Annotated in this window: 6 protein-coding genes; 3 read left to right on the forward strand and 3 right to left on the reverse strand. The window is 69.9% G+C overall.

All coding sequences use genetic code 11. From position 1 onward, the window contains the following. The 3 genes from moaA to VED21_RS28440 form a co-directional block, all read right to left on the reverse strand. The coding region (moaA, locus tag VED21_RS28430; RefSeq protein ID WP_324888454.1) for a GTP 3',8-cyclase MoaA at window positions 1-890 on the reverse strand (890 nt) is incomplete at its 3' end. A gap of 180 nt (window positions 891-1,070) precedes the next feature. After that, entirely contained in the window at window positions 1,071-2,771 is a 1,701-nt protein-coding gene (locus tag VED21_RS28435) for a methyl-accepting chemotaxis protein (protein ID WP_324888457.1), read from the reverse strand. Between the two features lie 116 nt (window positions 2,772-2,887). Continuing rightward, complete coding sequence (locus VED21_RS28440) at window positions 2,888-4,930, reverse strand: 4Fe-4S binding protein (protein ID WP_324888459.1); 2,043 nt, start codon at window positions 4,928-4,930, stop codon at window positions 2,888-2,890. A gap of 146 nt (window positions 4,931-5,076) precedes the next feature. On the opposite strand from VED21_RS28440, the gene VED21_RS28445 reads away from it, so the two are divergent. From VED21_RS28445 to VED21_RS28455, 3 genes are all read left to right on the forward strand, one after another. Further along, a complete protein-coding gene (locus VED21_RS28445; protein ID WP_324888461.1) occupies window positions 5,077-5,970 on the forward strand; it encodes a helix-turn-helix transcriptional regulator in 894 nt (297 codons plus the stop codon). 86 nt (window positions 5,971-6,056) lie between these two features. Continuing rightward, entirely contained in the window at window positions 6,057-9,359 is a 3,303-nt protein-coding gene (locus VED21_RS28450; RefSeq protein ID WP_324888464.1) for a HEAT repeat domain-containing protein, read from the forward strand. A gap of 259 nt (window positions 9,360-9,618) precedes the next feature. Next, a partial coding sequence (locus VED21_RS28455) for a methyl-accepting chemotaxis protein (RefSeq protein WP_324888466.1) occupies window positions 9,619-11,119 on the forward strand: 1,501 nt, incomplete at its 3' end.

The raw sequence follows: 11,119 nt of genomic DNA on the forward strand, positions 1-11,119 counted from the left end.
TCGCTCAGGCGCAGCGGCGTGCGCAGGTCGGCGGCGTCCTCCTGGCCCAGGCACATGTACAGCGTGCCGGTGCAGGTCAGCCGCACGCGGTTGCAGCTTTCGCAGAAATTGTGCGTCAGCGGCGTGATGAAGCCGATCCGCTTGCCCGTCTCCGCCACCCGCACGTACCGCGCCGGGCCGCCGGTGCGATAATCGCTGTCCTCCAGCGTCCAGCGCTTCTCCAGCTCGGCGCGCACCATGGACAGCGGCAAGTACTGCTCCAACCTCGTGTCGCCGCCCATCTCGCCCATCGGCATCACCTCAATGAAGGTGAGGTCGCAGTCGTTGGCGCCGCACCATTCCACCATGCGGTGGAACTCGTCATCGTTGACGCCCTTCAGCGCCACGGTGTTGATCTTGACGGCCAGGCCCGCCTCGCGCGCCGCCGCGATGCCGCCCAGCACCTTGTCGAACTTGCCCCAGCGGGTGATGGCCTGGAACTTGTGCGGGTCCAGCGTGTCCAGCGACACGTTGATGCGCTTCATCCCGGCCTCGACCAGCCCGCCGGCGTACTTGAACAGCATGGAGCCGTTGGTGGTCAGCGTCAGCTCGTCCAGGTCGCCGGACTTCACGTGGCGGCCCAGCGACTGGATGAGGTCCATGATGCCGCGGCGCACCAGCGGCTCGCCGCCCGTCAGGCGCAGCTTGCGCGTGCCCAGCCGCACGAAGGCGGATGACAGCCGGTCCAGCTCCTCCAGCGTCAGCACCTCCGCCTTGGGCAGGAAGCTCATGTCCTCGGACATGCAGTAGACGCAGCGGAAGTCGCAGCGGTCGGTGACCGACACGCGCAGATAGCTCACCGTGCGGCCGAACGGATCGACGAGCGGGGCGGGGCTGGCGGCGGTGGACATCTCGACTCTTCCTCCCGGAACGGCGGCGCGAGGCTTCTTCTCTATCCTTCACTATCGCGCTGACGGAGCACCCAATCATATAGGACATTGGGAGGAGTTTTCGCCCCCAAGCCCCCTGTGGTTTCAGCCCACCACAACCGCGCGCGCGGGGGCTTGACTCCGGTCAAGCCTCCGGCGGCTTTACCCCTGCACCGCCCGCGCCGTGGCGCGCAGCTCGCCGAGGAAGCCGTCGATCTGCCCCTTCAAGGCCTGCGCCTCACTGCCCAGCGCGCGGCTGGCGTCGGCCACGTCGCCGGCCGTCGCCAGCGTGCCGGCGGCACTCTGCGACACCTCGGCGATCTCGCCGGCGATGCGCCGGGTGCCGACGGCCGCCTCGGTCACGCTGCGCGTGATGTCGCCCATGGCGGCGTTCTGCTCCTCCACGGCGGCGGCGATGGTGGTGGCGGTCTCGTTGACGCCGCGGATGGTCGCCTCGATGCGGTGGATCGCCGCTTCGGTGGTCTGCGTGCCGGTCTCGACCGAGGTGATGATGCGGGTGATTTCCTCGGTGGCGTTGGCGGTCTGGTTGGCGAGGTTCTTCACCTCCTGCGCCACCACGGCGAAGCCCTTGCCCGCCTCGCCGGCCCGCGCCGCCTCGATCGTGGCGTTGAGCGCCAGCAGGTTGGTCTGGGACGCGATGGAGTTGATCAGCCCGACCACCTCGCCGATGCGCTTGGTGGCTTCCGCCAGGTCGCGCACGGCGACGGAGGTGCTCTCCGCCTCCTCCATGGCGCGCCGCGCGACGGCGGCCGACTGCTCGACCTGCCGGCCGATCTCCTGGCTGGAGCTGGACAGCTCCTCGGTGGCCGCGGCCACGGTCTGCACGTTGGTGCTGGTCTGCTCGGTGGCGGCGGAGACGGAGGCGCTCTTGCGCTGCGTCATCTCGGCACTCTGCGACAGGGTGCGCGAGGCGGCCCCCAGCCGCTCCGTCTCCGTCGCGACGCGGCCGATCAGCGACTGCACGCGGTTCTGCACGTCGTCGGCCATGCGCAGCAGCGCCCGGCTCTCGTGCTCGCGCGCCTCGCGCTTCAGGCGTTCCTGCTCGGCGATCAGGCGCTGCCGCTCCGCCGTGGCGTCCTTGAAGACCTGCAGGGCCTCGGCCATGGTGCCGAACTCGTCGCGCCGGCCGGTGTCCGGGATGGCGACGGCCGTGTCGCCGGCCGCCAATCGCCGCATGGTCTCGGCGAAGCGGTTCACGGTGCCGCTCACCTGCCGCCCGATCACCACGGCCACGCCCGCCACCACGCCGACGATCAGCAGCGCCACCCCGCCCAGGAAGCCGGCGTTGCGCCAATAGGCGGCGTCCACGTCGTCGATGTAGATGCCGGTGCCGATGATCCATTGCCAGGGCTCGAACCCTTCGGCGTAGGACAGCTTGGGCAGCGGCTCCGACGTGCCGGCCTTGGGGAAGCGGTAGGCGACGGTGCCGCCGCCGGCCCGGCCCGCCTTGATCAGCTCGCGCACGAAGAACACGCCGTCGGCGTCCTTCAGGTCCAGCAGCTCCTTGGTGCCTTCCACCTGCGGGCGCGGCCCCAGCACCAGGTTGGTGCCGTCGTAGGCGTAGACGAAGAAATACTCCGCGCCGGCATAGCGGATGCCGCGGACGGCGGCGCGCGCCTGCTCCTGCGCCTGCGCCTCGGTCAGCCGTCCGGCCTTGGCCTCTCCATGGTAATGGGCGAGGATCGGCCGCACGCTCTGCACCACGTTGCGCAGCATCAGGCGGTGGCCGTCCAGTTGCGAGTCGCGCAGGTGCATCAGGCCGACGATGCCGAGGACGAGCAGGCCGCCGGCCGCGACGGCGGTCAGCAGCAGCAGGCGGAGGCGGAGCGTGAGGGTGGGCATGGGCGGGCTCGTTGACTGGAACACGGCCCCAAGGTTAGCAATCAAATTGCTACCAAATTACTCAATCCGCCCTTCGGATTGCGCCGCCCTCACGCCCTGTCCTCAGGTTCCAGCCCTCATGCCCCGTCGTCGCTGCCTTCCCCGGCGGTCTCGCGCTCGCGCAGATAGTCGTCGGTGGTGCGGGTCACCCGCGGGCCGCCCATGGTCATGGGATCCTGGCCACGCTCCACCTGGTCGATGACGCGGCAGTCTTCGCACATGCGGATGCGGTTGGCGGCCTCCGGCGTCGCGAACATCCAGTGCTTGCCGGCCAGCGCGTTCACGATCTTCTCGATCGACGACTTGGTGGCGAAGGGCTTGGCGCAGCGCACGCAGCAGAACGGCTCCTCCTCCTTGACCACCTTCGCCCCGCGCGCCTCGTCGCGGAAGTCGATCTCGGGCACGAGGCTGATGACCTTCTCCGGGCAGGTGTTCTTGCACAGCCCGCACTGCACGCAGGCGTCCTGCGCGAAGCTCAGCATCGGCTTGTCCGGGTTGTCCAGAAGCGCGCCGGTGGGGCAGGCGCCGACGCAGGACAGGCACAGCGTGCAGCCCTCCACATTCACCGCCAAGCGGCCGAACGGCGCGCCCGTGGGCAGCGGCAGCACCTCCACCGGCGTCGGCGCCACCTTGTGCAGGTGGCGCAGCGCCAGCATGACCAGCGTGCGCTTGCCGCCCATGGGCAGGAACAGCCCCGGTGCCGCCGCCGGCTGCGCCGGCAGGCTCCACAGCTCCGCCGCCACCGCGTCCGGGTCGCGCGCCTCGACGACGCCGACCCGGCCGGAGCCGTAGCCCAGCCCCGCCATGGCCGTCTCGATCAGGCCCACCTGGCTGGCCAGCCCGGCGGTCTCGCCCTGGTTGGACGGGCCGGTCAGCACGCGCACCTGCGCGGCGCCGTAGGCCAGCGCCACCGCGAAGAAATCCAGGCCCAGCTGCGTCACCTCGTTGACGGCGAAGGGCAGCACGCGGGCCGGCAGGCCGCGGCCGAAGCGCCCGGTCAGCGCCACCACCTCCTCGCCGTGCTCGGCGTCGTGCACCAGCAGTGCGGCGTCGCGGCCCCCGGCGCTCTGGTACGCCGACAGCAGCGTGCGCAGCCGCTCGAACAGCGCCTGCTGCGGCGGCAGGGCGTAGGTCGCCGCCCCGGTCGGGCAGACCGACGCGCAGGAGCCGCAGCCGGCGCAGACGTGCGGGTCGATGCTCACCGCATCGCCGGCCGCCGTGATGGCGCCGGTCGGGCAGACGTCCAGGCAGCGCGTGCAGCCCACCTTGCGGCTGCGCGAATGCGCGCACAGGTCGGCCTTGAAGTCGACGTAGCGCGGCTTGTCGAACTCGCCCACCAGATCGGCGGCGGCGAACAGCGCCTTGGCGACCTGGGCCGGGCTGTCCGGGTCGGGCCGCAGGTAGCCGTCGCGCTTCTCGTGCGCCGGGAACAGCGGCGCGCCGCCGGTCAGGTCGAGGATCAGGTCGCACTTCGAGGTCGCACCCCGGTGCGCCCCCTCGAACGCCAGCGTCGTGCGCGAGGACGGCACGGCGGCGCCGTAGCCGTCGACCACCACCTCGAAGGCACCCAGCCAGCCCTTGGCGGCGCGGATGGTGCCGCGGAACACCGGCACGTCCATGACGCGCGGCGGCGCCACGTCCTTCGGATCCTTCAGCAGCACCGTGACGTCCAGGTGCTTGGAGAGCTGCCGCGCCGCCTCGATCGCCCGCTCGTCGGTGCCGTAGATCAGGCACACGCCTTCCGACTTCAGCGTGATGGAGCCGGTGGGCGGCACGTCCATGGTGGCTTCGCGCAGCAGGGCGGCGATCTTGGGCAGCGCCTGCGCGCCCTCGTCCGACCAGCCCGCGCGCTCGCGGATGTTTGTGAAGCGCAGGTCGGCCTGCGGCGCCTCCTCGCCCGCCACCTCGGCGAACAGCGGCGCTTCCTGCGTGCAGGCGACCAGCAGCGGGCCGTCGGCGGCCTTGGCCGCCGCGACGAAGCGGTCGATCTGGCTGCGGCAGAGCTGCGTGTGCACGCCGGCCGGCGCGTCGGCCCCGCAAGCGAGGCCAAGCGCCTTGCCATCGATCGGCATGCTGTGCGCGCAATCGCAGACCAGAACGGTGCGGCCGTTGATCTTCATCTCGTGTGCCTCATCCCGTATGCGTCTTGGGCGGCACTGTTTGCCGTGCCACGACGTTCGCCTTTCGTTTAATATCCGCCCGTCCGGGTGATTTGCGACCCGAATCTTTTTGGGGCCACTCGTTCTTTTGGGGGATGCAGGCGCTTATGCGCGAGATGATGAACACCCGCGAGGTGGCGGAGTACCTGCGCATCAAGGAACGCAAGGTCTACGACCTCGTTGCGGCGCGCCGCATCCCGTGCTCCCGCGTCACCGGCAAGTGGCTGTTCCCCAAGTCCCTGATCGACCTGTGGGTGTCCTCCGGCGCCGAGTATGCGGAGCCGGGGCTGCGCCTCGACCGTCCCGCGCCGCCGCCGGTGGCGGCGGGCAGCCACGACCCGCTGCTCGACTGGGCGGTGCGCGAATCCGGCAGCGGCCTCGCCTTGCGCGCCGACGGCAGCCTGGACGGCCTGCGCCGCTTGGCTGGGGGCGAGGCGATGCTGTGCGGCCTGCACGTGCTGGACGGTGACAGCGGCGCCTACAACGTGCCGATGATCGAACAGGGCCTGCCGGGCCTGGACGTGGTGGCGGTGGAATGGGCGGTGCGCACGCAGGCGCTGCTGGCCGCCCCCGGCAACCCCCTGGGCATCCGCACCGTCGCCGACCTCGCCGCCCGGCGCCCGCGCGTCGTGCTGCGCCAGCCCGACGCCGGGGCGCAGGTGCTGCTGGTCCACCTCCTGGCGAAGGACGGGCTGACACCCGCCGACCTCGCCGCCGTGGACGGCGTCGCCCGCACCGAACTGGACCTCGGCCTCGCCATCCTGGAGGGCCGCGCCGACGCCGGCCTGGGTGCGCTCGCCGTGGCGACGCAGCTGAAGCTGGACGCCGTGCCGGTGCAGGAGGAACGCTTCGACCTCGTGATGCGCCGCCGCGATTACTTCGAGCCGCCGGTCCAGGCGCTCCTCGCCTTCACCCGCACGGACGCCTTCCGCAAGCGCGCGGCCGAACTCGGCGGCTACGACGTCGCCGGGGTGGGGGCGGTGCGGTTCAACGGACCGTAAGGTCGCGGGCAAATCCGATGCTGTTTGCGACCCTGCATTGAGTGTATTCTCGCCCCGGCATCTTTTCAGCACGGTCCGGGGACGTCATGGGCGAGCAGGTTTCGATCTTCGTTTCGTACGCGCACGCCGATGCGAAGTGGCTCAAGCAGCTGGACCCGCACCTGAATGGTTTGAGGCTGCATGCACAGGTTGAGTGCTTCGACGATCGTCAGCTTCTGGGCGGCGACGCCTGGGATGCCGTCATCAAGGAAGCGCTCGATCGGGCGGACATTGTCCTGCTGCTGGTCACCGCCAACTTCATCGGATCCAAATACATCCACAAGGTGGAACTGCCGGCGGCGCTGAAGCGACGGGAACAGGACGGCTGCGTGGTGGTGCCGGTGCTCCTGGACGACTGCGCCTGGGAAGTGCTGAAGATCGACGAAATCAACTTCCTGCCGAAGGATGGTGAAGGCGCGCTGAAGCCGGTCACCGACTGGGGGCGGAAGGCCAAGGCGTTGACCCAGGTGACTCAGAACGTCCTGAAGCTGGTCGAACGCCGCCGGGCCAGCGCCGAGCGGGAGGCGGCAACCAGGATCGCCGGCATCGACCTGCCGCTGTACCGCCGGCGGGCGCAGGCGAAGTGGTCGGCGGTGGATCTGGCAGCGCTGGCGGCGCCCGGCGCGGTGGACGCCGACGCCCCCATCCGCCTCGCCGACGTCTTCGTGCCGCAGCTGGCGCGCCGCAGCCGCCCGGTGGCGTCGCTGCCGCGCGACTGGCTGCTGGCGCAGGGCCTGGACCCGGATGCCGAGGCCAAGCGTCAGGAAGAGGAAGCCGCGAAGTGGGAGCGGCTGACCCCGGTTCCCGCCCTGGACCTCGTGGCCCAGGCGGAGCCGCCGCACCTTGTCCTGCTGGGCGATCCGGGGGCCGGGAAATCGGCGCTGGCCCGCTACATCCTCCTCCAGCTCCTGGCGGACGCAGCGGCGGAGGATTCGCCGCTGGCGGCCCTGCGCGGGCACATGCCCTTCCTGGTCGAGCTGCGGGATTACGTCGCCCGGGAAGGTGAGGGGTGCTGCACCGACCTTCTGGAATACCTTGGCTATTGCGGCACGAAGCTGGGCTTCGGCTTCGACCGGGCGGCGGTGGAGCAGCATCTGGCGGCCCAGCCGTCGCTGCTGATCGTCGACGGGCTGGACGAGATCTTCGACCCGAAGCGGCGGGCGCTGATGGCCGAACACATCATCGGCCTCCTCGGCCGCTTCCCGCGGTTGCGGGTGCTGGTCACCGCGCGCATCGCCGGCTTCGACGACCACCCCTTCCGGGCCGCGGGCTTCGCCGTCGCGACGCTGGTCGACCTGACGCCTGAGCAGGTGGCGGCCTTCGTCCGCGACTGGTTCGCCATCGTCTTCCGCGGCGACGACCTCGCCGCCACCCGTGCGCTGAACGACCTGAGCGAGGCGCTGAAGCGCCGGCCGCAGCTCCGGGCCATCGCCGGCAACCCGATGATCCTGACGATCATGGCGACGGTAGCGCGCCACAAGCGCCTCGCCCGGTCGCGTGCTGCGCTCTACGCCCAGGCGCTGGAGCTGCTGTGCTACACCTGGGACTACAAGCGTGGCCTGGAGCTTCCCCCCGACAGCCCGCTGATCGACCTGCAGCCGGAAGACACGCTGCTGATGCTCCGGCGCATCGCATGGCGCATGCAGGAATCGCCCGACGGCCTGCGCGCCAACGCCATCACCGAGGCCGACCTGCGCGCCGTGCTCCAGACGTTCTTCGAGCAGGACTGGCGGTTCGACGCCCCCAAGGCCAACCGCGCCGCGCGCGAGATGCTGTCGCGGCTGGAGGTGCGCAACTGGGTGCTGACGGTGCGCGGGCCGGCCCTCTACGGCTTCGTCCACCGCACCTTCCTCGAATACCTGTGCGCGCAGGAATTGACCGAGCGCTTCCGCGCGCAGCAAATCGACGCCGATGAAATGATTGCCGGCTACGTGACGCCGCGCCTGGACGACGATACGTGGCACGAGGTGCTGCGGCTGCTCGCCGGCTCCCTGCCTCCTCCGGTCGCCGAGCAGGTCCTCCTCGCCATCGCCCCGGATGTGGCGGAGGTCCTGGAGCATCGCGACCGCATCGGGCTGGCGTGGCAGGGCTTGGCCGAGGTCGATCCGCGCCAGATCCCGACATTACCGTCGATCTGCGGGCGCCTGACCGATGCGCTGTATCGTTGGCTTGCCGAGGGAAGCGACGATGAGATGAACTTGACGGACGCCATCGCCGAAGCCGCGGCTGGTATCGGTCTGGTGAGTTGGCCGGCACCGCATCCTCCGGTACGGCCGTGGCCGGACCGGTCGGAGCATCTGCCTTATAGTCATGCTTACATCATTAGTGTGCTCGGGAGATCGATCTGGCAGTGTTCTGAACAGGCGCGTGCCCTTGTTGAAACCGTGTGCCGTACCGATAGCCATTTTGTTGCCAGGGGGCCTGCGCTTTGGGTCCTTGGATCCCAGTTCACGGACCATCCGAATACGCAAGCGACGCTGCTGGCCCGAGCAGTGAAGGACGAGGATGGGTACTGCCGCGGCCAAGCGCTGTCGGTGCTAGGCGCGCACTTTTCGTTGGATCCGGCGACACTGCCGCTTCTGCGCACCCGTGCCGTGGAGGACGAGGATGGGGGCTGCCGCGGCCAAGCGCTGTCGGTGCTTGGCGAGCACTTCTCTTCGGATCCGGCGACGCTGTCCCTACTGCGCGCCCGGGCGGTGGAGGACGCGGATGGGGGCTGCCGCAGCGATGCACTGTGGGCGCTTGCCGAGTACTTTTCGTCGGATCCGGCGACGCTGTCCCTGCTGCATGCTCGGGCGGTGGAGGACGCGGAAGGGGGCTGCCGCAGTAATGTACTATGGGCGCTTGCCGAGTACTTTTCGTCGGATCCGGCGACGCTGTCCCTGCTGCGCACCCGTGCTGTGGAGGACGAGGACGGGGGCTGCCGCGGCCAAGCGCTGTCGGTGCTTGGTGCGTACTTTTCGTCGGATCCGGTGACACTGCCGTTGCTGCGCACCCGTGCCGTGGAGGACGAGGACGGGCGCTGCCGCGGCCAAGCGCTGTCGGTGCTTGGCGAGCACTTCTCTTCGGATCCGGCGACGCTGCCCCTGCTGCGTGCCCGGGCGGTGGAGGACGAAAGCGGAGACTGCCGTGCGACCGCATTCCTCGTCTGGTCACGGACTTCAAACGTGTCTCATGCCAACGTCCTTGCATCGCGGGATCTTGATGGAGTGCGTCCGGGTCGCGATCCGCGGGAACCGATAACGCCCGACGACATCACTGCCGCCGCCGAAAAGCTGGGCGAAACGCCCGAGACGATCCGGGCCCTGTACGAGCAACTGGCGCAGCAGGTGCCGCTGACGTTCGCCTGACGCTGAATGGTGAGTCCGCGGCGCACGCCGCGGGCCTCCGGCGGCAGCCGCAGGGGCGGGTCATAAAGCATCCATAAGTAGAAATTTCATATCGGCCGTGCCGCACTGTCGCGCTCCCGCGAACGGCCGCGGTGCGGCTGGCACTTTTGTCGCACACCCAAGTATGACGGATTTGTTGCAAACCCAATATTACGTATGGAATAGTCCCGTTAACCGCTTTTGTGCAACTACAGATTGCCGCTTCCGGGGCGCGCCCTCCATGACCATCAGAACCCGTTTGCTTGCCTCCCTGCTTCTGCTCGGCCTTCTGCTGTCGGTCAGTTCGGCGTGCGGGCTGTACTTCCTCAATCTGGCGGAAAGCGGGCTGGGCAGCGTCTACAACGACCGGGTCGTGCCGCTGCGGGATCTGAAGGTCGTCTCCGACCTCTACGCCGTCGACATCGTCGACACCTCGCACAAGGTGCGCGCCGGGGCGCTGCGCTGGGAGGAGGGGGCGGCCTCCGTCCGCAAGGCGCTGGCGGAGACGGACCGGCGCTGGTCCGCCTACATGGCCACCTACATGGCGCCCGAGGAAAAGCGTCTGGCCGGCGAGGCGGCGTCCCTGATGAAGCAGGCCACCGCGGCGTCCGAGGCGCTGGCCAAGCTGATGCAGGCCAGGGACAAGGCCGGGCTGGACGCCTTCGTGGAAAAGCAGATGTACGCCGGCATCGACCCCTTCACCGAGGTCATCGGGCGCCTCGTCGACCTGCAGATCACCGAGGCGCAGGCGGTGTACGAGGAGACGGAGGCCAACTACCGCCGCTCGGTCGTCATCATGGCGGTGATCGTCGGGCTCGGCCTAGCCGCCGTCGCCTTCGCGCTGTACACCACGGTCGGCCGCGTCACCCGCCCGCTCAACGCCATCGCCGCGCTGATGGAGCGGCTGGCCACCGGCGACCTCGGCATCGACGTCACCGGCGCCGACCGGCGGGACGAGGTCGGCTCGCTCGCCCGCTCGCTCCGCGTCTTCAAGGACAACGGGCTGGAGATGCGCCGCCTGCAGGCCGAGCAGGAGCGGCAGAAGCGCGAGGCGGAGGAGGAGCGTCGCCGCGCCCTGCACGCGCTTGCCACCCAGTTCGAGGACGAGGTGAAGGGCGTGGTGCAGGCGGTGATGGCCGCCGCCCAGCAGCTGCAGTCCGCCGCCCGCAGCATGACCACCATCGCCGAGGAGACGACCCGGCAGGCCACCACCGTCGCCGCCGCCACCGAGCAGGCCTCCGCCAACGTGCAGACCGTCGCCGTCGCGTCGGAGCAGCTGAGCGGCTCCATCGGCGAGATCGGCCATCAGGTCGGCCGCTCCGCCGCTATCTCGCGCGAGGCGGTGGAGGAGGCCGAGCGGACCAACGCCACGGTGGAGGGGCTGTCCACCGCCGCCCAGCGTATCGGCGACGTGGTCAGCCTGATCCAGTCCATCGCCAGCCAGACCAACCTGCTGGCGCTCAACGCCACCATCGAGGCGGCGCGGGCCGGCGAGGCGGGGAAGGGCTTCGCCGTCGTCGCCAGCGAGGTCAAGCAGCTCGCCAACCAGACCGCCAAGGCGACCGAGGACATCACCCAGCAGATCACCGCCATCCAGTCCGCCACCACCGGTGCGGTCGAGGCGATCCGCAACATCGGCCGCACCATCGCCCAGGTCAGCGACATCGCCGGCGCCATCGCCGCCGCGGTGGAGGAGCAGGGTGCCGCCACGCGCGAGATCGGTCGCAACGTCCAGCAGGCCG

The sequence above is a fragment of the Azospirillum sp. genome (genome assembly GCF_035627195.1).
GTDB lineage: Bacteria > Pseudomonadota > Alphaproteobacteria > Azospirillales > Azospirillaceae > Azospirillum.

Bases quoted from the DNA above. Each gene is read 5' to 3' on its own strand.
- VED21_RS28435 (WP_324888457.1), bottom strand. From the start codon at position 2,771: ATGCCCACCCTCACGCTCCGCCTCCGCCTGCTGCTGCTGACCGCCGTC.
- VED21_RS28440 (WP_324888459.1), bottom strand. From the start codon at position 4,930: ATGAAGATCAACGGCCGCACCGTTCTGGTCTGCGATTGCGCGCACAGC.
- VED21_RS28445 (WP_324888461.1), top strand. From the start codon at position 5,077: ATGCGCGAGATGATGAACACCCGCGAGGTGGCGGAGTACCTGCGCATC.
- VED21_RS28450 (WP_324888464.1), top strand. From the start codon at position 6,057: ATGGGCGAGCAGGTTTCGATCTTCGTTTCGTACGCGCACGCCGATGCG.